The following is a 20,083-nucleotide window of genomic DNA, read 5'->3' as shown; positions in this document are numbered from 1 at the left end:
CGGCACGCTCATCTTGTGGCCGCCTGCAGCTTCAGGAAGCTGCCCATCACGGTCTGCTTGCGGTCGAGATTGACCGCGTCGGCCCTGGAAAAAAGGTTGGCTACCTCTTCCGCTGCCGCCATCCAGCGATCGAGGCCGGCCGCCGCCAGCAGGCGTGCCTGCAGGCCGCTTTCCATCGGCACGACGGGTGCAATTTCCGTGGCAAGCGCGGCCTGTCGCATCAGGCCCTTCAGCCAGCCGTCGAACAGGTAGTTGAGCGAGCGCCAGTCGGCATTCGCCTCCTCCCCGCGCTTGGCGAATCGCTCGGCGAACGCATGCAGCCGCGGCATGTCGAGATCGGGCAGGGTCGCCAGCACCTCGACCATCTCGCGATAGAGGTCGAGGCTGCCAGCCGCCCCGAGTTCCAGAGCGCGCCCGATGCTGCCCTCGGCAAGGCGGGCGAGCGCCCTTCTCTCCTCCGGCTTCGTGTCGGGCGCATGGATGCCCAGCAACTCCACGACAGTGTCCTCGGACAGAGGCTGCAAAGCGAGCCTTCGGCAGCGCGAGCGGATGGTCGGCAGCAGCCGGCCCGGCGCATGCGCCACGATCAGCAGCACGGCGTTGGGCGGCGGTTCCTCGAGAATCTTCAGCACCGCGTTGGCGCTGTTGCGGTTCATCTCGTCGGCCGAATCGACGATGGCGACCCGCGCCTTTCCCATCGCCGGCGTCATGTGCATGAAGCCGCCCAGATCGCGCACATCGTCCACGGCGATCTCGGCCCGCATGCGGCCGGTATCGCGGTTCAGCGAACGGCGCAGATGAAACAGGTCGGGATGCGAACGCGCATCGACCAGGTGCCGGCCCGGCGCCTCGGCCGGGACGTCGAGCGATTCCGGGCCGCCGCCGAACAATCCGCCCTGATCCTGTCCCGCCAGCAGGAAGCGCGCGAAGCGCCAGGCCAGCGTCGCCTTGCCGATGCCGCGCGGTCCGGTCAGCAGCCACGCATGGTGCAGGCGTCCGCTCTGTTGCGCCGCCAGCATCGTCTTCTCAGCCTGCTCGTGCCCGAACAGCCGGTCGTTGCGCCACGGCGGCGGCCAGGCATAGGGCCATTCGAGCTTCTCGGCCTCGGCCGGATCGGAGGGCGTCTTGCCGCGCGCCAAGTCTCAGGACCCGAGACGCGTCGAGAGTGCATCGCCGATCGCCCGCGCGATGTCGTCGATCGCGGCGGTCGCATCGATCACGACGCAGCGCTCGGGATCGGCGGCGGCGATGTCGAGGAAACCCGCCCGCACTCGCTCATGGAAGTCGAGCGGCAGCGACTCGTAGCGCGTCTCCTTGCCGCGACGCGACGCGGCACGCGCGAGACCGGTGTCGACCGGCAGATCGAGGATCAGGGTGAGATCGGGTCGGAACGCGCCGACCGTGATGTCGTAGAGCGTGCCCAGGATGGCGCGGTCGATGCCGTGGCCGTAGCCCTGATAGGCCATGGTCGAATCGGCGAAGCGGTCGGACACGACCCAGGCCCCGCGGGCGATGGCGGGCAGCACGGTCGTGCGCAGATGCTCGCGGCGGGCAGCGAAATGGAGCAGCGCTTCCGTCACGCCGTCCCAGCGCTCCGCCGGGCCTTCGACCAGCAGCTTGCGCACCATCTCGGCGCCGGGCGCGCCGCCCGGTTCGCGGGTGGCGATGCACTCGTGGCCGCGCGTCTCGATCAATTCCTTGAGGCGGGCGACCTGGGTCGACTTGCCCGCCCCTTCTCCGCCCTCCAGCGTGATGAAGCGCCCCTGCGTCTCCCTCACGACATCCAGCCGAACATGTAATGCTGCAGCATCGTGGCAACGCGGCTGAATACGCCCATGCGCGCCACGTCGGCGCCGGCCTCCAGTGGGTACTCGATGGTCCGGTTGTCGGACAGGGTGAGGACGGCGGTGCCGATCCGGGTGCCCTTGACGATCGGCGCGGCGATCGGTCCGTCGAAGTTCACGACGACCCTCGGCGACGCGGTCTGACCCGCCGGCACCGTGAGCTGCACGGTCTTCGGGATGACCAGCGGCACCTTGTCCTGGGCGCCCAGCCACACCGGCGCCTCGACCAGCATGTCGCCAGCGCGGAACACCGTGATGTTGGTGGACTCGCGAAAGCCCCATTCCATCAGCCGCGCCGTCTCCTGCGCCCGCTCGGCCATCGAGGTGAGGCCGTTGACGACCAGGATCAGGCGACGGCTGTCGCGCACCGCCGAGGTGGCCTGCCCGTAGCCGCCCTCTTCCGTGTGGCCCGTCTTCAGGCCGTCGGTGCCGGGCGTAATCTTCAGCAGCCGGTTGCGATTCTCCTGGCGGATGTTGTTGTAGGTCCAGTTCGTCTCGGAATAGTACCTATAGTACTGCGGGTAATCGTCGATCGTGTGCCAGGCCAGCAAGGCGAGATCGCGCGCGGTCGTGTACTGGCCCTCGGCCGGCCAGCCCGACGCATTCTTGAATACCGTCCTGGTCATGCCGATTTCCTTCGCGCGCTTGTTCATGCGCTCGGCGAAGGCCTCCTCGCTGCCCGCGAGTCCCTCGGCGATGACGACGCAGGCATCGTTGCCCGACAGGATGATCATGCCCTTGATCAGGTCCTCGACCGTAGCCTCGCTGCCGAGTTCGAGGAACATGCGCGAGCCGCCCATGTTGCGCGCCTTCTCACTGACCCGGAAGCGCGTGTCGAGCTTCAGCCGGCCAGCGGCCAGCTCGTCGAAGACGATGTAGATCGTCATCATTTTTGCCATCGACGACGGCGGCATCGGCGTCTCGGCGTCCTTGAAGAGGAGCACCGTCGAGGTCTGCGGATCGACCATGAAGGCATGGCGCGCCAGCGTGCCGATGCCAACCTGCGACGGCGGCAGCGACTCGACCTTCGGCCCGGCGGGCTCCTTGGGTGCGGCCTTGGCGGTTGCCGCCGCCGGGGCGCGCGGCTTGGCAGGCGGCTTCTGCTGGGTCGCCGGTTTCTTCGGCGGGTCCTGCTGGGCGAAGGCAGAGAGCGAGAGGCCGGCCAGGCCGGCGACGGCGACGAGCGCCAGTCCGGCGCGATAGACCCTATTCAGCGACCACACGGGCATCCCCATAGCCTGAACGCTTGAGCCGGTCGGCGACAATGCCGGCCGCATCTTGAGTGGTATAGGGCCCCAGCCGCACGCGATAAACATCGCGTCCGTTGGCCGAGACCTGGGAAATTTCGGGGTTGCCATAGCTGCGCACGGCGCCGCGCTGCTTCTCGGCATTTTCATGTGTCGAGAAGGCGCCGACCTGCACGAAGAAGCCGCTGAGCTGCGACGAAGGTGTCGCCGTGGCCGTCGTCGCCGAAAGCGACGCGATGGTGGGCGGGACATCGCCCGACGCGGACCGCGGCGCCCCGAACGGCACGGCATTGCGCGGCGGGGTCGCATATACGGTCTGTGCGGGAGCGGCCGGCGGCGGCTCGTAGGAGGCCTGCATGACCGGTGGCGGCGGGGCCTCGACGGGGACAGGCGCCGGTGGGGGGGCCGGGGTCGGCACGGGTGCCGCGCGCTTGCCGCTCGCGAGTTGGGCCACCGCCTGCTGCTGTTCGGCGGGTCCGCCGCCGCTCAAGGCGACGTCCTTCACCGCCAGACTTTCGGCCTGGAGCTGGTCGATGCGCACCCGCGCCGTCCCCTTGCCGACCATGTCGATCTCCTCCGCCGCCGTGCGCGACAGGTCGATGACACGGCTGCGGGCGAAGGGGCCGCGGTCGTTGACCCGCACCACCGTGCTACGGCCGTTCTCGAGATTTGTTACGCGCACGATAGCCGGCATCTGCAGGGTGCGGTGGGCGGCCGTCCGATCGGCCTGGTCGTAGCGTTCCCCGTTGGCCGTCGACTTGCCGTGAAAGCCCGGCCCGTACCACGAGGCCGTGCCGGTTTCGCTGAGGGTGAAGGTCTCCTGCGGCGTGTAGGTGACGCCGTCGATCTTGTAGGGCTGGCCGATCTTGTAGGTGCCGCGCTGGGCCACGCTGCCGCTGGCGCCCGAGCCCCCGCCCTTGCTGGAAGATCCGCAGGCGGCGAGGCTGGCCGCCACGGCTGCCATACCGCAAAAGCGGAGTGCGCCGGACAGGGGAAATCTCAGTTTTACCAACGCTAGCGGCATGATGTTCACATTGTACATCATCTTGGGCGCTTGGAGGAGCACCCTTCCGCCGGCCTCTTCAGGCGGCGATCCGGTCAGACAGGAGACCCACGGCGAGGGCAAAGAAATCCGACTGATTCCAGCGCAGGATCACCTTGAAATTCTCCGTCGTCTGGTAGGCCGGGCCGCCCGCTCCCGCCGGTCGCACGACGCGCCCGCCTCCGCCCCCCTGGGCGGCCGCCGACACCTCGTCGCCCCAGCGCAGTCCCGGCCGCCAGCCGACCTTGCGCAGGTAGTTCACGATCGAGGCGAAGACGTCGAGCTTGTTGGTCCAGATGTCCTTGCGGCCGTCGCCGTCGCCATCGGCGGCATAGGCGAGGAAGCTGGTCGGGATGAACTGGCACTGGCCCATCGCGCCGGCCCACGAACCCTTCATCGCGTGCAGGCCGATATGGCCCTGCGACAGGATCTTCAGCGCGGCGATGAGCTGCTCGCGGAAGAACTTGGCGCGGAAGTTGTTGTGGACCAGCGTGGCCAGCGCCTCGACCACTTCGAAGTCGCCGAGCCGCGTGCCGTAATTGCTCTCGATGCCCCAGAGCGCGACGGCGACCTGCGGCGGCAGGCCGGCCGGTCCGGCGAAGCGTTCGATCGCTGAGCGGTTCTCGGCCAGCAGCGCGCGGCCGCGCTTGATGCGCTCGTCGGAGACCACGAGCCCCTGATAGCGCTCCCACGTCATCTTGAACTCTGGCTGGTTGCGCGCCTGCTCCATTACGCGTGGTACCTCGCGGATGTCGGCCAGCGCTGCATCGAGTGTCCTCTGGTCGACGCCTGCGCGCAGCGCCTCCTGCCGGATCCCCTGCAGAAAGGCGGCCGGGAACCGTCCGTCACCCTGGGCGAAGGCCGGCACGGAGGCCGTCAGTGGCGCCACGGCAGCGCCGGCACACAGGAGTCTGCGAGTGATCATGAAGCGTCCGCTTGTTGTTCGTTGCCCTTACGGGAATCGATATCCGTGTGGCGGCAAATTTTGCGCACACTATGGCGACCTCGTGGAGCGTGCGATCGTCGGCCTGCTGCCTCGTCCCCCTGACATCGCGCCCCCCGCTCCCTATATTCTCCCTACGAAGGCAAGATGCGACAGGAGCGCGAAATGCAGACCTACAAGAAGACTCCCGAAGCCTTGGCGAAGCTCACGCCCGAACAGTTGTACGTTACCCAGGAAAGCGGCACCGAGCGCCCCGGTACCGGCGCGCTGCTGCACAACAAGGAGCCCGGCATCTACGTCGACATCGTGTCCGGCGAGCCGCTGTTCGCCTCGTCCGACAAATACGAGTCGGGATGCGGCTGGCCGAGCTTCACCAAGCCGATCGAGCCCGCCAACGTCGCCGAGCTGCACGACCGCTCGCATGGCATGGTGCGCATCGAGGTGCGGTCCAAGCATGGCGACAGCCATCTCGGCCATGTCTTTCCCGACGGCCCGCGCGACCGCGGCGGGCTGCGCTACTGCATCAACTCGGCCTCGCTGCGCTTCGTGCACCGCAAGGACATGGAAGCGGCGGGCTATGGCGCCTATCTCGATCAGGTGGAGGACGTGAAATGAGCGAAGAACGCGCAGTACTGGCCGGCGGCTGTTTCTGGGGCATGCAGGACCTTATCCGTCGCATGCCGGGGGTCCTCTCGACGCGGGTCGGCTATACCGGCGGCCACGTGGCGAATGCCACCTACCGCAATCATGACGGACACGCCGAGGCGATCGAGATCGTCTTCGATCCGGCGAAGATCAGCTACCGCAAGCTTCTGGAGTTCTTCTTCCAGATCCACGATCCGTCGACGCTGAACCGCCAGGGCAACGACCGCGGTACCTCCTACCGCTCGGCGATCTTCTACACGAACGACGAGCAGCGCCGCGTCGCCGAGGACACGATCGCCGATGTCGACGCCTCCGGCCTGTGGCCGGGCAAGGTCGTCACAGAAGTCACCGAAGCTTCCGACTTCTGGGAGGCCGAACCCGAGCACCAAGATTACCTGGAGCGCATCCCCAACGGCTACACCTGCCACTTCGTGCGCCCGAACTGGCGGCTGCCGGTCCGCACCAAGGCAGCCTAGAGCCCTCGGGCGTGCAGACGCCGCGCGGGGTGCTATAAGGCAGCGGCCCTGAAGATTTGCCGCAAGGTCACGCCTTTGAAAGCCGCTGCCTCCCCCCTCGCTGTCCTCGCCCTGCTTGCCCTACTGGCGGGGGCGGCGGGCGCCGCCGCCCAATCCTCAGACGACGACACGGCGCTGCCGCCGGTGCCGAAGCCCCGCTTCACCGTGGTCGATGGCGACACGGTCAAGTTCGGCCCCCAGGTCGTGCGCCTGTTCGGCATCGACGCGCCCGAACGCAGCCAGACCTGCGACGACGGCCAGTGGCGTGCCGGCACCCTGGCCCGCAAGGCGCTGGAGGAGTTCATCGCCGGCCGTCCGGTGACCTGCCGCCTGGTCGACCCCGACCGCAAGACCCGTCCGCCGGTGGCGCAGTGCTTCGCCGGCGAGGACGACCTGCAGGAAAAGATGGTGTCGGCCGGATGGGCCTGGGCGCTGCCCGTCAACGGCAAGGACCCCTACGGCGTCGACGAACGCGACGCCGCGCTTCGCAAGGTAGGCATCCACGCCCACAAATGCATGCCGCCCGCCGAGTGGCGCGCCATGGTCCGGCGCGAGGCCCTGAAGCGCGAACAGGGCGGTTGAGCGGCCGGCTGCCAGGATAGATCGGATAGCCGGGCGGCCGGTTGGCTGGCGACCATCGCGTTGCCGCGTCCGCTCAGGTGGGTGTTGACGTGGAACGACGCGGCGGCTGGCCCGACCGCGAATCGCGGAAAGGTGTCGACAGTCTGCACCGGCCGCTCGATCAGGTGAGCGCGATCGGCATCCCCAGGTCTGCCGGGTGCCGCCTCACTTGATCGCCGAAGATCTGCTGAAGCTGCGCCGGCCAGGTCTCCGTGTCTCCGACTTCCTCGCCGAACGTGTAGGAATCGCCGACGGCGAGAATCGGCCGCCTTTCACCGGGCCGTCCAGCCCTTCGCCGCAGGGGATTCCATCAGCGTCGATCGTCACGGGCCAGCCGCCTGCCCCGCTGCCGCGAATGCCGGGCTTCGGCGTATATCCGAGGCCGGGATCGTGCATCAGGCAAAAATCATCCGCCATGCGCCGCCGCTACTGGAGATTCGGCTTTGTTGCAATCACGGCGGTGCCTGAGTATCTGATCTCGCTGAGCTGGATGGGTGGCCGAGCGGTTTAAGGCACCGGTCTTGAAAACCGGCGTGGGTTCACGCCCACCGTGGGTTCGAATCCCACCCCCTCCGCCAGTCCGCCCGCCCAAGACCTACAGCGCTGTCCCGTACGCGAAGGAAGATCGTGCGGGCCGACTTCGGTCATCGAGGCCTCGGCCGGAGAGCGCACCTCCGCCGGGCCAGATTCATCGTTACCTAGAAGCCTTCACGGCGTTTACCCCTTTCGCGCGGCGGGCGATGCTCTCGGCGAACAGCGGCGTCTCGCGGCGATTGTGGTCGCTACCGGCCGCTTGGCGGGCCGCAGCAGCATCCGCGTACGCGATGCCGTGCGCATCGATGAAGGCCATGAAGGCGTCGGTGGGGCGGGCGGTGACGCGGTTGGTGTAGCGGGTGCGTCCGTTTCCGGCGTCCTCGGCAATCAGCTCCCAGAGCACATTGACCTGGGTGCGACCGTTCGACGAGAAGGCGTCCGAGATCGAGTTCATCCGCACGTAGGCCGGCGTGGCTTCTTCGGCGACATAGTGCTGGATCATCAGGGTCGTGCCGATCATCTCCACATTGATCGACATGCGTTGGCCATCGTCCGTGGTCGTGGTGCCCACCGCAATGTGATCGGGCACGCAGCAGCGCTGATACTCCGCCTCCGGCAGGTTGAAGAGCCAGTCGGCGATATCGACCTGTGCCAGCGGGACGTCGATCTCATGCGAATAGGCGGATTGCGACAGAATTTGGTCGAGGATCTTCATGGGATTTCCTTTGCCCGTTCGGCGAGATGAATGCGTCTTTCGTTGACCTTGAGATGGCTCGACAATCCCGCGATGATAATGCGCGCTCTGCCACAAACGGTTTTGCGCCTTTCGCAAAGATGGAGCGCATGAAGGATCCCCGCTTCGCCGAGCATCTGGCGGTCTTCGCCGAGGTGGTGAGGCAGGGCAGCTTCTCTGCAGCCGCGCGGCGGCGAGGACAGACGCCCTCGGCGATCGTCCGGCAGATCGACGCACTCGAGCACTCGCTCGGTGTTCCCCTGCTGATCCGCTCCACGCGGGCATTGACCATGACCGATGCTGGCGAACGTCTGTTCGAGCGTGCACGCCCCCTGCTCGACCAGCTTGCCGACACGCATGCGGAGATCGCGGCGTTCGATGGTGCGGTCGCGGGTGTGCTTCGCCTGGCCTGCTTTCCAACCTTCGGCAAACGCTATGTCATTCCCGCGATTCAGCAGGTGATGGCGGACCATCCGCAGTTGACGGTCGAACTGGACCTGACCGAGCGCCTGGCCGATCCGGTCCTCGATCGGCTGGACGCGGTGATCCGGATCGGGCGGCTGGCCGACAGTAGATTGATTGCCTCGAAGCTCGCCGATCAATACCGGCTTCTGGTGGCGAGCCCCGGTTATCTGGTTCGTGCCGGACGCCCTGGATCGGTGGCGGAACTCGCCGGCCATCGGTTGATCGACAAGATCCATGGCGCCGATCTGCTGGGCTGGGGCGACGTGGCGGCCAAGCCGAGAGGCGCCGGACCGATCAGCCAGGCGGTGTTCCGCTGCGACGATTTCGAGGCGATGAGACTGGCCGCGCTGGGCAACGTGGGAATCGCCTTCCTGCCGGATTGGGTGGTGGGCAACGATGTCCGGACACAGGATTTGATACGGCTGCGTCTGGAAGGCGAGCCCTGGAACGCCGCCCCTACCGGGGTCTGGCTTCTGCGCACTCTGGAACAACCGTCGGCGCGTCTTCGCCTCGTCACAACTGCCTTGCGCGAGAGCATTGGCTCCCCGCCTGTCTGGAGTGTCGACAAGGCAAGCTAGGCACTCATCGGTTCGACGCCGATAACAGCACTGTCCGGACGCGGCGGACCCGCGTCTTCGACGCTCGCGCCACGTCTTCGATGGCGCGCCTCTATCCGTTACGGCGGGGCTTCCCCAACCTTCGGTTTGACTCATTTAGGACGTTTGTCCTAATTGCGTAGGGCAGATGTCTCGGGGAAATCAGGCGACGCATGAGTGCGAACGAAACCCGACAACAAATCGTGGAGGCAGCAGATCGGCTCTTCTACGAGCGCGGATTCGAGGCGACTTCCTTTGCCGACATCGCCAGGGAACTCGGCCTGTCCCGGGGCAACTTCTATTATCACTTCAAGACCAAGGACGAGATTCTCGACGCGGTGATTCGGCACCGCTTGGAAACGACGCGCGACATGCTGGACGCATGGGAACGGGACATCCGCTCACCCGCGGAAAGGATCCGCAGTTTCTTCCGCATCCTGATCGCCAACCGGACGAGGATCATGGCGCATGGCTGCCCGGTCGGAACGCTCTGCAACGAGCTGGCAAAACTCGATCATGCGGCCAAGGCCGATGCAGCCCGTCTGTTTGCGCTGTTCCGTAGCTGGCTCAGCGGCCAGTTTTCCGCGCTCGGGCGTGCAGCAGATGCCGACGCGCTGGCTCTTCATGTGCTGATGCGCAGTCAGGGCGTCGCGACGCTTGCGACCGCCTTCCATGACGAGCGCTTCATCAGACGCGAGGTCGCCGACCTCGAAGCCTGGCTGCACGACCAGTGCCCGGATGCGTCCTTGCCCCCGCCTCGCCGATCCCCCTGAAGGAGCAGCCATGTTCGTCATCACCCTCCGCTTCATCAACAAGCCCAAGGCGCCGCAGTTCATGGACGGGCACAATGCCTGGCTGAAGCGCGGCTTCGACGAGGGCGTGTTCCTGCTGGCGGGCGGTCTCCAGCCGAATGTGGGCGGGGCGATCCTCGCGCACGATGTGTCGCCGGAAGCAATCGAAGCGCGCGTTCAGCAAGATCCCTTCGTTGCCGAGGGCGTGGTGCACGCCGAGATACTGGCGATTGCGCCGATCCGTACCGATGAACGGCTTGCCTTTCTGAAAGCCTGAAGCGCACTCATTGGCAGCCATCCACGGCGTAGCGCCGGCGAAAAGCCTCGTAGACCGTGGGTGGGTTCAATGCCCTCGCCGAAACTTCTTCCAACTCCTGTGCCTCCTCGTCGTCGGACGAGGTGATGAACAGGACGAGCCCGCCCCGACGCTCTCCGAAGAAGCCGCCGTCGTCGAGGCGCCTCAACGCCACCGTCATGGCGTGGTGTACTTCGGCTTTGAACGTGGCGAACGTGACCGGGTCACCCGGAAGCATGCTGGCACGTTGGCTCAACTGCTCACAGATTCCGTCGAAGGAAGGCGCCGCGAAACACTCGGAGGCCCAATCGGCGCTCGACCATTTGTAAGCCGCCCGTTCCTGGGGTTCCGTGGCGTCCATCCTCTGCAGAGAGGCGTGATACTGCTCCAGGGAATTCGCCGCGGGCAGGACGGTAAAGCACGACTCATCAGTATAGAGGGCGAACGCATAGAACGTTTCGTCCCTGTGCCGGGTCAGGAGCTCGGAGAACGAACTCCGTGCCGCCCGCTCTATGTCCTCGGTGAGTTTGTCCTGGCTTGCATTCATAGTCTCGGCAAACGCCCCAAATGCACATGCGTTGCAGGGCGTCCCCGCCTGCCAGGGCGAGGAATTCCGGGCAGCGTCCGGCACCATGGTTTCCGCCCCTGAGATCGGGTAGCTGAGGACTATGATCAGCGAGGTCCTCGACATGGCCAGTCCGAGCCTTCGCCGGGGCGCTCTCGCCAGCGTCGGTCGGGCGATGGGCTGGGTCATACCGGGGAGATGGCTGATCAGCGGCGCCGCGGTCGCCTTGTGGTGTGCGTTTCTGGGCGCGACCACGCTGCACAGCCGATCCGCGCGCGCCGACGGACCGCCGGCGGCAGACCCGGGCCTGTCGTCGTGGTTGCGAGGCCAGTACATGACCGGGACTTGGGGCGGGACACGAAGCGATCTCGAGACCAGGGGCGTCACGCTGCGCGCCCACCACATTGCGGAATCCGCAGCCAATCCCATCGGCGGACTGAAGCAAGGCGCGGCCTATACCGAACAGGTCGACGCTGGCGCCGATTTCGATCTCGAAAAGCTGATCGGGTTGCCCAAGGCCAAGCTCCACATGACCTTCACCCAGCGCGCCGGCCAGAGTCTGGCCGCCAACACGATCGGCAGCTTCATCTCCGTGCAGGAAATCTACGGCGCCGGACAGAACGTACGGCTGGCCGAACTGTCCTACGAGCAGTTGTTGCTGGAGGATCGCCTTCGCATCAAGTTCGGCTGGCTGCACGCCTCGGACGACTTCGCGACCTCACCGATCTACTGCTACTTCCAGAACAACGGCTTTTGCGGACAGATCGCCATCGTCGTGAACAGCGGCTTCACCATCTATCCCACCGGCAGCTGGGGCGGCATGGCGAAGGTCAGTCTCTCCGACGAGGTCTACTTCCAGACGGGCGTCTACGAGGTGAACCCGACGCTGGCCGCACCGGCCAACGGCTTCAAGCTGGGGATTTCCGGTGCCACTGGCGTCATCATGCCGGCCCAGCTGGGCTGGCAGCCGCGCCTCGGGACGGCTGGGCTGAAGGGCCACTATAGACTCGGCGGATACTTCGATACGTCCGACGTGCCCTACCTCGGATCCCCCGTCGGCGGACCGCAGGCGCTGGCCCATGGCCGCTGGGGGTTCTATGGCCAGGCCGACCAGATGATCTACCGCACGGCGCCCGGGACCGACCGCGGACTGACGGCCTTTGCCGTGATCGCCTATGCCGCCCCCGACACGGCCATGCTGGAATATATCGGCCAGCTCGGCCTGCTCCTGAAGGGAACCTTTGCGGAGCGAGACGACGACTCGATCGGCCTGGCGGTCAGCTACAGCAAGGTGAGCAGCACACTGGTCGGAGCGCAGAATGTGGCGAACACCGCTGCGCCAGGGGCGGTCAGCGTTCAGTCCGCCGAGACCACCATCGAGTTCAACTATCGTGCGCAGCTGACGCCCTGGTTCTCGTTGATGCCGAACGTCCAGTATGTGATCCGGCCAAACGGCGTGACGACGATTCCCAACGCCCTGGTGTTGGGCCTTCAGGTCAAATTGACCTTCTAAGAAGCGCGTGTTGCCTGGCCGAGCGCCGCAACTTGCTCCCGGGGCGCGCCGCCGTCAGAACGGTCGGACGAAGCGGATCACGGCCCAGATCACCAGCACGATCGTCGCCGCGACCAACCAGACCCGCTGTCGCCGCACCAGCCCGAGCAGGCCGAAGATGACCACCAAGGCGATGGCAATGAGGTCTGTGGACGCGATGTAGTCGTTGAAGAACATGTCGTTTCCCCCTTCTGAATTGGGAGTGCACGCCGTCGCGTCACTCCTTCGTCCTTCATAGGGCTGAACCAAGGAGGGGTTCAATACGAACGATCGGGATGATCCAAACGCTCGAGTCGGCTCCGGATCACGTGTCGCTCGGGGCGGGCATGGCGCCGCTACTTCTCCATTCCCGTGATTGACGTCCTGACAGCGCGCGGGTCGCGCTGCGGCCAGCGGCCGGCCTCGACCTGAACCACGAAGTCCCCGACGAGGCGATTGAACTGGTCGGGATCTTCCAGGTTGATGGTGTGGCCGCAGTTCGGCATGACCGAGAGCGCCGCTGAGGGGATTTCGCGCTTCATCAGGATGCCGGGCGCCAGGCATGGCCAATCTTCGTCGCCGGTCAGGATCAGGGTCGGCACGGTGAGTGCCCGCATCTGTTCGACCAGATCGTAAAGCGAGGGTCTGGCGCCCTGCACGCCGATCTGGGTGTTGGCCGAGCCGAGCGCCGAATGTTCACCCAGCTCCTTCTTGAACTGTGCGAAGCCGCGCGGGTCCTTGTTCTCTAACTGCACACGCGTAGGGCCGTAGGCATATTTTTCGGCAAACTTCTGCATGCCCTCGCCGAGCAGCGTTCTCGCGACCACCTCCGCCTCTCCCTTGAACTTCGTCGTCTCCTGCTTCTCCGCGCCGTATCCGCAGCCTGCCACCACGAGCGATTTCGCACGCTTGGCGTGACGGAAGCCGAAATGGAGCGTCGCAAAACCTCCCATCGACAGGCCGACGATGTGGGCCTGCGCCAGCCCGAGGTGATCCAGGATCGCCACGATGTCATCGGCGGCACGGTTCTGGCTGTAGCTCTCTGGCGTTTCCGGCACGTCGGACGGCGGATAGCCGCGCGCACTCCAGGTGATGCAACGATAGCGCTGCCCGAAATGCCGCATCTGCCCTTCCCACGAACGATGGTCGGCGGCGAACTCATGCACGAAGACGATCGGCGCCCCCGATCCCACTTCTTCGTAGTAAAGCTTCACGCCGTCGTCGGTGGTGGCAAAAGGCATCTTCTTCTCCGAATCCAGGCCTGTCGTCCGTTAGCCCATGTAGCTGCGATGGCCTTCGTCGCGCAGGAATATCCGCGACAGGTGCCGCTTGCGCTCGGGCTCGTCATGATCGACGAACGCGGTGCGCCGGTGCGCGATCCTGGCATTGTTGAGGAACTGCATCTGTCCGGCCTCGAGCACGAAGTCGACATGGTTCTCCGGCTCGGAGAGGATGTCGTGCAGCGCGTTCAGCGCGTCCATGCCGTCCTTGTCGATCTCCTGCCCAATCAGCCTGTACCCGACGGGCTGCAGGGCCCGATTGAAGCGACAGCGCAGCTCCCCGCCGTGATCGGAGAAGATCGGGTTGCTGGTGCAGATCGGGCTACCCTCGGGATGTTCCCCCTGCCGGTTCCAGATGTAGGGCTTGTAGAGCCTTTCGAGCAGACGCGGATCGCGTGCGCGCAGGACTTCGTGCGCGGTATGCAGGCTGCCGGTGGAAGACACGCCTCCCGACAGCGCGGTGCGCAACACCATCAATCCGATGTAAGGTGGCGGATGATTGAAGCCGTAGTCGGTGTGCCAGCTCAAATCCTCGTTCGTCTTGTCCGCACGCACGCGGACGTCGGTCTTCTTCCCGGTATCATGCACGTCATAAAGCAGCGTTCCGCTGAACGCCTGCGCCACCGGCCGCGCCAGCAGTTGGCTGAGCAGCCAGTAGATCGCCAGGCATTCCTCCTTGCTGTAGCTGTCGATCGGCAGGCGGTCGACGACCGCAAAGCCGGCGCCCGATTCGAGCACGCCCTTCAAGCGGGCCGCAAAGAGCCGGCAGGCTGACAGTTCGAACTCGGCCGGCGATAGCACCAGGGTCGGAATCGGGTTCTCTCTCAGGAAGCGAACGATCGCGTCGATCTCGACGAGACAATCCTCCGGCAACCGCAACAGCCAGTCTCTGTCGGTGACATCGTCGCGACGCCAAGCGGTGCTGCGCGGCAGAGGAGCACTGTGCACGGCACTCAACGGCCATCGACGGCTCACATCCACGAGCGAGTCGCTCCGGGTGATCGAGGAATCCATGTTCAAACCCTTCAGCAAGGCGAAAGCGAGAGCGCAAGTCGCTCCCGTCGAAGCAAATATAATGCCGTATTTTTTGGCATTGTGGCCATCTTGTATACAGTGTACACCCCAAATTGCCAACGACCTTGTGGGGACGTCGAATGCACGCAAAGCAAGTGAGCCATGAAGCGAGCACGGAAAAGCCAAGCGCTGCGGGCTTCGCGGGAGGCGGCATGGATCTTGCGCTTGGTCTGTCATGTCGCTGATCACACTCTCAGGCATAGGCAAGAGCTTCCGTTCCCGCGAAGGACGGTCATGGGTTGCCGTCGCCGACTTCAATCTCACCATCGACAATGGCGAGTTCTATTGCCTGCTCGGCCCTTCGGGATGCGGCAAGAGCACCGTGCTCAGCCTGCTGGCCGGCTTCACGCAACCGACGACGGGACGGCTCGAGCTGGCCGGCAAGCCCATAACCGGCGCCTCCCGCGACCGTGGCGTGGTCTTCCAGGGCGACGACTCGCTCTACCCCTGGCTCACGGCCCTCGAGAACGTCGAGTTCGGCCTGCGCCTGCGCGGCATTCCACAAAAGGAGCGCCGTGAGCGTGCGATGGAGTATCTCGAGCTCGTCGGTTTGCGCGGCCAGGAGGACAAGCATCCCACCGAGCTGTCCGGCGGTATGAAGCAGCGCGTGCAAATTGCGCGTGCCCTGGCCAACGAGCCGAAGATCCTGCTGATGGACGAACCGTTCGGCGCGCTCGATGCGCAGACCCGCGGCGGCATGCAGGCGGAGCTGCGCAGGATCTGGGACAAGATGAAGGTGACAGTGGTCTTCATCACCCACGACATCGACGAGGCGATCGTGTTGGCGACCCGGGTTGGCGTCATGACGGCGGGTCCGGGCGGCACTCTCAAGAAGACGTTCCCGGTCGAGATCCCCGGCGACCGGACCCGCGCCGATCCGCGTTACGTCGCCCTGTACGATCAGATCCACACGCAGGTTCGCGAGGAAGTGCTGCGCGCCGCGACACGGAGAGCCGCATGAGCGAAGCATCGACCCGGCCCCTGGGAATGACCGGCGAAGCTCGCGAGATCAGCGCCTCGCCCTCGGTCGTTCGACAGGCGATCAGGAACTGGCTCCCCTACGTCTTCGGCTTTTTCAGTCTGTTCTTCGTCTGGCACGCGGTGTCGACCTATGTCGTCGCCTCGGTCCTGTTCCCTCCCCCTTATGCGGTGCTGCTGCGCTTCATCGAACTGCTTCAGGACGGGGTACTCCTCGAGAATGTCGGCGCCAGCCTGCATCGCATCGTCATCGGCTTCATTCTAGGATCGCTGATCGGCATCCCGATCGGCCTGGTCATCGGCAGCTTTCCGCTGGCGCGGAAAATCCTCGAACCCTGGACGGAGTCGCTGCGCTTCATCCCGTCCGTCGCGATGATCACGATCGCGGTGATCTGGTTCGGCATCGGCGAAGGGTCGAAGATCTTCCTGATCATCTACACGACCGTGTTCATCGTGATCCTGAACACCGCGGCCGGTGTCGGCGCGATCTCGGCGAACAAGATACGCGCCGCGCAGGCCCTCGGAGCCTCTTCGACGCAGATCTTCTTCCTGGTCGCCCTCCCCGCGACGGTTCCGTACATCCTCACCGGCATGCGCATCGCCATGGCGAACTCGTTCACGACGATCGTCGCGGCGGAGTTGGTAGCGGCGAATTCCGGCCTCGGCGTCATGCTCTGGCAGGGCCGGATGTACATGCAGATCGGCGACATCTTCGTAGCCTTGGTGTCCCTCTGCATCCTGGGCTTCGCCGCAGACCGACTGTTCCGCTTCGGCGTGTCTCGCTTCGCGGGTCGCTACGACGTCTCGACTTGAACGGCCGTCGCACGCCGCCGGCCAGCGTATCCATGTTTTTTCACCATCGTGGGAGTGGGCAATGTTTGAAGTAAAGCGTCGATCAGCACTCAAGTTGGCCGCCGCGATGGTGGCCGCTCCGTCACTGGCAAGGGCGCAGAGTGCGAAGATGGTGATCGGGACCGGGGTCGACCCATCGTTCTCCGCCTACTACGTGGCAAAGGAATCCGGCATTTTCGCCAAGAACGGCCTCGACGTTCAGCTCAATACCGGGCCGAGCGGATCGGCAATGGTATCGATGGTGATCCAGAATCAGATCCAGTCGGCGTTCGGCGCCGAACAGGCCGGTCTGCTGAACCATGCGCTCGATCCCAACGTCGTCGTGGCAGCCGAAGGCGCCATGCTGGCGCGGTGGTACGGCATCGTCGGCAAGGGCGTCGCCAACCTGGACGCGCTCAAGGGCAAGCGTCTTGGCATCGCCCGCGGGTCGGGCAGCGAGGTGTTCTGGCTGGCCGTCGTCAACAAGTTCAAGCTTGATCCCAAGGACTACAAGTTCGTGCAGGTCGAGGCGCCGGAAATGGTCGCCGCTCTCGAGCGTGGCGACATCGATGCCTACAGCGCCTGGGAGCCGTGGCTGACGCGCGGCGCCTCGTCGGTGAAGGGCGCGCAGCTGGTGATCGACAATGTCGGCATCATCGAGGGACGTGTCTTCATTTACGTCAACAAGGACTGGGCGACCAAGAACAAGCCCGCCGCGGTGGCGTTCATGCGGAGCCTGGTCGAGGCGACCGACGTCATCAACACCAAGCGCGACCAAGCCGCGGTCGACGTGGCGAAGTTCCTCAAGCTCGACCTCCCCTTGACCAAGCTGCTGATGGACAAGCTGACGTTCGGGGTACACCTGAACCAGCAGTCGATCATCGCCTTCCAGATCGCCGAGGCGGCGTTGAAGAGCATCAACAAGCTGCCCAAGCCGGTGAACTGGAATACGCTCTTCTATCCCGATCTGCTTCGGGAAGTGGCGCCCGGCAAGGTGGACTACACGCTTCCACAAGCCTGAGAGGCATGGGACGCGGCCGGGCCATCCCTGTCCCCGGCTGCGATCCTAGCTCTCGAAGGTGAGGGAATCGGTGTCGCCCGCGATGGCGTAGGCCGATTGTTCGAGCGCCCGGGCGAGAACCCCATGAGCGCGCCGCATGAGCTGCTCGGCACGGCGTCGCGCCAGGGTGGCATCGCGGGCAATCACGGCTTCCGCGACCTCGCCATGCCCCTCCAGCGACATCGACAGCATCTCCTTGGATTGAAGATGCGCAAGGTAGCGGTAGCGCAGGGCCTGCTTCTCGATGCCGGCGACCACGCGAATGAGGGTCTGGTTCTGCGAGGCCACGTGGATGGAACGCGTGAAGGCCACGTTGTACTTGAAGAATGTCGGTACATCGTTGGCCTTGAACGCTTTCTTCATCGCCGCGAGATTGGCCTCGATCGTCTTCTGCGCCTTCTTGTCGAGATGGCGGGCTGCCTGCGCCGCGGCTACGCCCTCGAGGCCGCTCCGGCACGCATATACCTCGTCTAGGTCGCGCCGGCTCATCGGCGTGACCCGCACACCCTTGCGGGCTGCTCGAATGACCAGGCCGTCGGCCTCTAGCATCCGAAAGACTTCACGCACCGGCGAGCGGCTCACCCCGAAATTCTCGCCCACCTCCTCCTCGTGAATGCGGGCCCCAGGCGCAATCTGAAGGTAGACGATCTGATCAGAAAGTATCTGTGCGATCTCGGTGGCAATGAGCGACGGCGCCATGTAGGTCGGCTTGCGTCGGCGCACGGCCGGAACGATCACGTTATCCGTGGACATAACCACCATCGGCAATCAGCGTCTCGCCCGTCACGTAGGACGCGGCATCTGACGCAAGGAACAGGGCCATTTTTGCGACCTCGTCGGCCGTGCCCCAACGGCCGAGCGGCACGCGCGCCAGGCCCCGGTCGCCCGATTTCCCCTCCTGGGTGGTCTGCACCGTCATGCGCGTGAGGGATCTCCCGGGCGCCAGGCACAGCACGCGCACGCCGTGAGGTCCCCATTCGACCGCGGCCGCCTTCGTGATCTGGATGATGGCAGCTTTCGCCGCGGCATAGACCGCGCGGTTTTCACCGCCGCAGAAGGCGGTTTGCGAGCCGATCGACAGGATGACGCCGCGCCTGCGCTCGACCATGCCGCGGCCGACCTGTTGCAGCAGTCGGAGCGCGCCTACGAAGTCGACGTCGATCGTCCGCCTCATCTCTTCGAGACTGGTCTCGAGCAGCGGCTTTGCGACCAGTACACCGGCATTGTTGATCAGGATGTCCACGGCGCCCGCTTGCGTGGCCAGTCGATCGACGGAGGCAAGGTCCGCCTGATCGAAGAACAGTGCTTCGGCATTGTATTTCGCCGCAACCGCGGTCACGGGCTGCTCCTCGATGTCGGCAAGGATCAGCCGGGCTCCGGCCTCGTGGAAGCGCTGCGCCATGGCCGCACCGAAGCCGTTTGCCGCTCCCGTGATCAGAACCCGGCGGCCAGTCAGGTCGAGTTCACGCGTGAGGCTCATACGCAGTCCCTCTGCAGGACCCATTCGCGCGTGGCAATCGCGCCGTCAGCAATCGAAGTGTTCGGGTCGAACCCAAGGTCGCGACGGGCTGCATCTACGACGAGCGGCCCCAGCCCGAACGTATTCCAGCCCTGTCCCTCCGGATCGGCGACGGCCGCCGCACCCGGAACGGCTTTCCTGACCTGGTCGACGATTTCGGGCAGGTCCTGCGCCACGCCGGGGCCAATATTGTAGACGCGCTGTCGCAGGGTCTCCGAGGCCAGCGCGCCGCCTACCGCACCGACGACGTCGTCGATGTAGACGTGCTGCCGCGTCCTGCCCGGCGAGGGGTGGATGCGGCTGACGCGCCCTTTCAGGCCGTCTTCGATGAGCGTTCGGATCATGCAGGACGTCGTACGACCCGGGCCGTAGCAGGATGCTACCCTGAGCGCAACGGCATCCACGCCATGCGCGGCATGGTAGGCATGGACCAGGGCCTCGCCAGCGGCCTTGCTGGCGCCGTACACCGTGTCGGGACGCAGGGGCGTGTCTTCGGAGACCGGCTCGATATCGGGCCGCGAGCCATAGGCGACGATCGACGAGAACCAGACGATTCGCTTCAGATCGTGAATACGGGCTGCCTCGAGCAGGCCCCCCAGGCCGGCGAGATTGATCTCGCACACCCGGCTCGGATTATCGCGCAGCAGCATCGGCCCCGAGACACCGCCGGCATGCACGACCCGGTTCACGCCAAACTTCACGATCGCCTCGTGCCACCGAGACGGATCGGGAAGGTCATGGGCGAAGAAGGGAACCGAGAGGCCCTGAAGATCGAAGTCGGGCGGCGGCGCGCGGTCGGAAGCCACGACCTGATGTCCCTCGGCGACCAGGTGCCGGACCACGGCCGCCCCGATCATCCCGCCCACACCGGTGACAAGCACTGTACCTCGATCCATCTTCCCTTCTCCGCAGGTGACACCCTGCCACAACCGTTCCGTCGCGCTCTCCGTGGGCCGATCACAGCGGCCCATTCC

At 65.4% G+C, this 20,083-nt stretch carries 24 protein-coding genes and 1 tRNA gene; 12 read left to right on the top strand and 13 right to left on the bottom strand.

From position 1 onward, the window contains the following. Window positions 1-8 precede the first annotated feature (8 nt). The 5 genes from ACP15H_RS09470 to ACP15H_RS09450 all read right to left on the bottom strand — a co-directional run bounded on the left by ACP15H_RS09470 (window position 9) and on the right by ACP15H_RS09450 (window position 5,058). The gene (locus ACP15H_RS09470) at window positions 9-1,139 is read right to left on the bottom strand and encodes a DNA polymerase III subunit delta' (protein ID WP_425065946.1); all 1,131 of its coding nucleotides are present in this window, start codon (window positions 1,137-1,139) and stop codon (window positions 9-11) included. A 3-nt stretch (window positions 1,140-1,142) separates the two neighbouring features. Then, a complete protein-coding gene (gene tmk, locus ACP15H_RS09465) occupies window positions 1,143-1,778 on the bottom strand; it encodes a dTMP kinase (protein ID WP_425065945.1) in 636 nt (211 codons plus the stop codon). Beyond that, on the bottom strand, window positions 1,775-3,067 hold the full coding sequence (locus ACP15H_RS09460; RefSeq protein WP_425065944.1) for a D-alanyl-D-alanine carboxypeptidase family protein: 1,293 nt from the start codon (window positions 3,065-3,067) through the stop codon (window positions 1,775-1,777). The genes tmk and ACP15H_RS09460 overlap by 4 nt, the downstream gene beginning before the upstream one ends. Continuing rightward, window positions 3,051-4,055 carry a septal ring lytic transglycosylase RlpA family protein gene (locus ACP15H_RS09455; protein ID WP_425065943.1) on the bottom strand — a complete coding sequence of 335 codons (1,005 nt, stop codon included), beginning with the start codon at window positions 4,053-4,055 and terminating at the stop codon, window positions 3,051-3,053. The genes ACP15H_RS09460 and ACP15H_RS09455 overlap by 17 nt, the downstream gene beginning before the upstream one ends. 118 nt (window positions 4,056-4,173) lie before the next feature. Next, window positions 4,174-5,058, bottom strand: a complete 885-nt coding sequence (locus ACP15H_RS09450; protein WP_425065942.1) for a lytic murein transglycosylase — start codon at window positions 5,056-5,058, stop codon at window positions 4,174-4,176. A 183-nt stretch (window positions 5,059-5,241) separates the two neighbouring features. On the opposite strand from ACP15H_RS09450, the gene msrB reads away from it, so the two are divergent. The 5 genes from msrB (at window position 5,242) to ACP15H_RS09425 (ending at window position 7,435) form a co-directional block, all read left to right on the top strand. Continuing rightward, the gene (msrB, locus tag ACP15H_RS09445) at window positions 5,242-5,691 is read left to right on the top strand and encodes a peptide-methionine (R)-S-oxide reductase MsrB (RefSeq protein WP_425065941.1); all 450 of its coding nucleotides are present in this window, start codon (window positions 5,242-5,244) and stop codon (window positions 5,689-5,691) included. Beyond that, window positions 5,688-6,197, top strand: a complete 510-nt coding sequence (gene msrA / locus ACP15H_RS09440; protein WP_425065940.1) for a peptide-methionine (S)-S-oxide reductase MsrA — start codon at window positions 5,688-5,690, stop codon at window positions 6,195-6,197. The genes msrB and msrA overlap by 4 nt, the downstream gene beginning before the upstream one ends. A gap of 75 nt (window positions 6,198-6,272) precedes the next feature. Then, window positions 6,273-6,818: a thermonuclease family protein gene (locus tag ACP15H_RS09435; protein ID WP_425065939.1), complete on the top strand. Its 546-nt coding sequence runs from the start codon at window positions 6,273-6,275 to the stop codon at window positions 6,816-6,818. Between the two features lie 208 nt (window positions 6,819-7,026). Next, entirely contained in the window at window positions 7,027-7,368 is a 342-nt protein-coding gene (locus ACP15H_RS09430; RefSeq protein WP_425065938.1) for a hypothetical protein, read from the top strand. Then, a tRNA-Ser gene (locus ACP15H_RS09425) sits at window positions 7,346-7,435 on the top strand. Before ACP15H_RS09430 ends, ACP15H_RS09425 begins: the two co-directional genes overlap by 23 nt. A gap of 116 nt (window positions 7,436-7,551) precedes the next feature. Here the strand turns inward: ACP15H_RS09425 and ACP15H_RS09420 are convergent. Continuing rightward, window positions 7,552-8,106, bottom strand: a complete 555-nt coding sequence (locus ACP15H_RS09420) for a hypothetical protein (protein WP_425065937.1) — start codon at window positions 8,104-8,106, stop codon at window positions 7,552-7,554. A gap of 128 nt (window positions 8,107-8,234) precedes the next feature. Between ACP15H_RS09420 and ACP15H_RS09415 the strand changes: the two genes are divergently transcribed. From ACP15H_RS09415 to ACP15H_RS09405, 3 genes are all read left to right on the top strand, one after another. Beyond that, the gene (locus tag ACP15H_RS09415; protein ID WP_425065936.1) at window positions 8,235-9,167 is read left to right on the top strand and encodes a LysR family transcriptional regulator; all 933 of its coding nucleotides are present in this window, start codon (window positions 8,235-8,237) and stop codon (window positions 9,165-9,167) included. A 191-nt stretch (window positions 9,168-9,358) separates the two neighbouring features. Next, entirely contained in the window at window positions 9,359-9,958 is a 600-nt protein-coding gene (locus ACP15H_RS09410) for a TetR/AcrR family transcriptional regulator (protein WP_425065935.1), read from the top strand. A gap of 10 nt (window positions 9,959-9,968) precedes the next feature. Beyond that, entirely contained in the window at window positions 9,969-10,253 is a 285-nt protein-coding gene (locus ACP15H_RS09405) for a YciI family protein (protein WP_425065934.1), read from the top strand. A gap of 7 nt (window positions 10,254-10,260) precedes the next feature. Here the strand turns inward: ACP15H_RS09405 and ACP15H_RS09400 are convergent, their stop codons facing one another. Beyond that, window positions 10,261-10,905: a DUF4303 domain-containing protein gene (locus ACP15H_RS09400; RefSeq protein ID WP_425065933.1), complete on the bottom strand. Its 645-nt coding sequence runs from the start codon at window positions 10,903-10,905 to the stop codon at window positions 10,261-10,263. Between the two features lie 34 nt (window positions 10,906-10,939). On the opposite strand from ACP15H_RS09400, the gene ACP15H_RS09395 reads away from it, so the two are divergent. Continuing rightward, window positions 10,940-12,349: a carbohydrate porin gene (locus ACP15H_RS09395; protein WP_425065932.1), complete on the top strand. Its 1,410-nt coding sequence runs from the start codon at window positions 10,940-10,942 to the stop codon at window positions 12,347-12,349. A gap of 54 nt (window positions 12,350-12,403) precedes the next feature. Here ACP15H_RS09395 and ACP15H_RS09390 read toward each other — a convergent pair whose 3' ends face one another. The 3 genes from ACP15H_RS09390 to ACP15H_RS09380 form a co-directional block, all read right to left on the bottom strand. Beyond that, window positions 12,404-12,565: a hypothetical protein gene (locus ACP15H_RS09390; RefSeq protein ID WP_425065931.1), complete on the bottom strand. Its 162-nt coding sequence runs from the start codon at window positions 12,563-12,565 to the stop codon at window positions 12,404-12,406. A gap of 158 nt (window positions 12,566-12,723) precedes the next feature. Then, entirely contained in the window at window positions 12,724-13,608 is an 885-nt protein-coding gene (locus ACP15H_RS09385) for an alpha/beta fold hydrolase (protein ID WP_425065930.1), read from the bottom strand. 30 nt (window positions 13,609-13,638) lie between these two features. Next, complete coding sequence (locus ACP15H_RS09380; RefSeq protein ID WP_425065929.1) at window positions 13,639-14,661, bottom strand: TauD/TfdA family dioxygenase; 1,023 nt, start codon at window positions 14,659-14,661, stop codon at window positions 13,639-13,641. Window positions 14,662-14,896: 235 nt separating this feature from the next. On the opposite strand from ACP15H_RS09380, the gene ACP15H_RS09375 reads away from it, so the two are divergent. The 3 genes from ACP15H_RS09375 to ACP15H_RS09365 all read left to right on the top strand — a co-directional run bounded on the left by ACP15H_RS09375 (window position 14,897) and on the right by ACP15H_RS09365 (window position 17,551). Then, window positions 14,897-15,682, top strand: a complete 786-nt coding sequence (locus ACP15H_RS09375) for an ABC transporter ATP-binding protein (protein ID WP_425065928.1) — start codon at window positions 14,897-14,899, stop codon at window positions 15,680-15,682. Beyond that, complete coding sequence (locus ACP15H_RS09370; protein ID WP_425065927.1) at window positions 15,679-16,512, top strand: ABC transporter permease; 834 nt, start codon at window positions 15,679-15,681, stop codon at window positions 16,510-16,512. Before ACP15H_RS09375 ends, ACP15H_RS09370 begins: the two co-directional genes overlap by 4 nt. Window positions 16,513-16,660: 148 nt before the next feature. Then, on the top strand, window positions 16,661-17,551 hold the full coding sequence (locus tag ACP15H_RS09365; protein ID WP_425065926.1) for an ABC transporter substrate-binding protein: 891 nt from the start codon (window positions 16,661-16,663) through the stop codon (window positions 17,549-17,551). 45 nt (window positions 17,552-17,596) lie between these two features. Here the strand turns inward: ACP15H_RS09365 and ACP15H_RS09360 are convergent, their stop codons facing one another. From ACP15H_RS09360 to ACP15H_RS09350, 3 genes are read right to left on the bottom strand one after another with little or no spacing between them, the layout of a single operon-like run. Continuing rightward, window positions 17,597-18,343 carry a GntR family transcriptional regulator gene (locus ACP15H_RS09360; protein WP_425065925.1) on the bottom strand — a complete coding sequence of 249 codons (747 nt, stop codon included), beginning with the start codon at window positions 18,341-18,343 and terminating at the stop codon, window positions 17,597-17,599. After that, the gene (locus tag ACP15H_RS09355) at window positions 18,330-19,070 is read right to left on the bottom strand and encodes an SDR family NAD(P)-dependent oxidoreductase (protein ID WP_425065924.1); all 741 of its coding nucleotides are present in this window, start codon (window positions 19,068-19,070) and stop codon (window positions 18,330-18,332) included. The genes ACP15H_RS09360 and ACP15H_RS09355 overlap by 14 nt, the downstream gene beginning before the upstream one ends. Continuing rightward, a complete protein-coding gene (locus ACP15H_RS09350) occupies window positions 19,067-20,005 on the bottom strand; it encodes an NAD-dependent epimerase/dehydratase family protein (RefSeq protein WP_425065923.1) in 939 nt (312 codons plus the stop codon). The genes ACP15H_RS09355 and ACP15H_RS09350 overlap by 4 nt, the downstream gene beginning before the upstream one ends. Window positions 20,006-20,083: the final 78 nt, after the last annotated feature.

The sequence above is a fragment of the Reyranella sp. genome, assembly GCF_965249915.1.
Taxonomy (GTDB): Bacteria; Pseudomonadota; Alphaproteobacteria; order Reyranellales; family Reyranellaceae; genus Reyranella.
The sequence above is the reverse complement of the archived record's forward strand: the minus strand, read 5'-3'. Positions and strand labels throughout refer to the sequence as shown.

Excerpts from the sequence above, each read along its gene's own strand:
- ACP15H_RS09455 (WP_425065943.1), bottom strand. The coding sequence starts at position 4,055 with ATGGCAGCCGTGGCGGCCAGCCTCGCCGCCTGCGGATCTTCCAGCAAG.
- ACP15H_RS09450 (WP_425065942.1), bottom strand. The coding sequence starts at position 5,058 with ATGATCACTCGCAGACTCCTGTGTGCCGGCGCTGCCGTGGCGCCACTG.
- msrB (WP_425065941.1), top strand. The coding sequence starts at position 5,242 with ATGCAGACCTACAAGAAGACTCCCGAAGCCTTGGCGAAGCTCACGCCC.
- msrA (WP_425065940.1), top strand. The coding sequence starts at position 5,688 with ATGAGCGAAGAACGCGCAGTACTGGCCGGCGGCTGTTTCTGGGGCATG.
- ACP15H_RS09420 (WP_425065937.1), bottom strand. The coding sequence starts at position 8,106 with ATGAAGATCCTCGACCAAATTCTGTCGCAATCCGCCTATTCGCATGAG.
- ACP15H_RS09415 (WP_425065936.1), top strand. The coding sequence starts at position 8,235 with ATGAAGGATCCCCGCTTCGCCGAGCATCTGGCGGTCTTCGCCGAGGTG.
- ACP15H_RS09410 (WP_425065935.1), top strand. The coding sequence starts at position 9,359 with ATGAGTGCGAACGAAACCCGACAACAAATCGTGGAGGCAGCAGATCGG.
- ACP15H_RS09405 (WP_425065934.1), top strand. The coding sequence starts at position 9,969 with ATGTTCGTCATCACCCTCCGCTTCATCAACAAGCCCAAGGCGCCGCAG.
- ACP15H_RS09400 (WP_425065933.1), bottom strand. The coding sequence starts at position 10,905 with ATGGTGCCGGACGCTGCCCGGAATTCCTCGCCCTGGCAGGCGGGGACG.
- ACP15H_RS09395 (WP_425065932.1), top strand. The coding sequence starts at position 10,940 with ATGATCAGCGAGGTCCTCGACATGGCCAGTCCGAGCCTTCGCCGGGGC.
- ACP15H_RS09390 (WP_425065931.1), bottom strand. The coding sequence starts at position 12,565 with ATGTTCTTCAACGACTACATCGCGTCCACAGACCTCATTGCCATCGCC.
- ACP15H_RS09385 (WP_425065930.1), bottom strand. The coding sequence starts at position 13,608 with ATGCCTTTTGCCACCACCGACGACGGCGTGAAGCTTTACTACGAAGAA.
- ACP15H_RS09380 (WP_425065929.1), bottom strand. The coding sequence starts at position 14,661 with ATGGATTCCTCGATCACCCGGAGCGACTCGCTCGTGGATGTGAGCCGT.
- ACP15H_RS09375 (WP_425065928.1), top strand. The coding sequence starts at position 14,897 with ATGTCGCTGATCACACTCTCAGGCATAGGCAAGAGCTTCCGTTCCCGC.
- ACP15H_RS09370 (WP_425065927.1), top strand. The coding sequence starts at position 15,679 with ATGAGCGAAGCATCGACCCGGCCCCTGGGAATGACCGGCGAAGCTCGC.
- ACP15H_RS09365 (WP_425065926.1), top strand. The coding sequence starts at position 16,661 with ATGGTGATCGGGACCGGGGTCGACCCATCGTTCTCCGCCTACTACGTG.
- ACP15H_RS09360 (WP_425065925.1), bottom strand. The coding sequence starts at position 18,343 with ATGTCCACGGATAACGTGATCGTTCCGGCCGTGCGCCGACGCAAGCCG.
- ACP15H_RS09355 (WP_425065924.1), bottom strand. The coding sequence starts at position 19,070 with ATGAGCCTCACGCGTGAACTCGACCTGACTGGCCGCCGGGTTCTGATC.
- ACP15H_RS09350 (WP_425065923.1), bottom strand. The coding sequence starts at position 20,005 with ATGGATCGAGGTACAGTGCTTGTCACCGGTGTGGGCGGGATGATCGGG.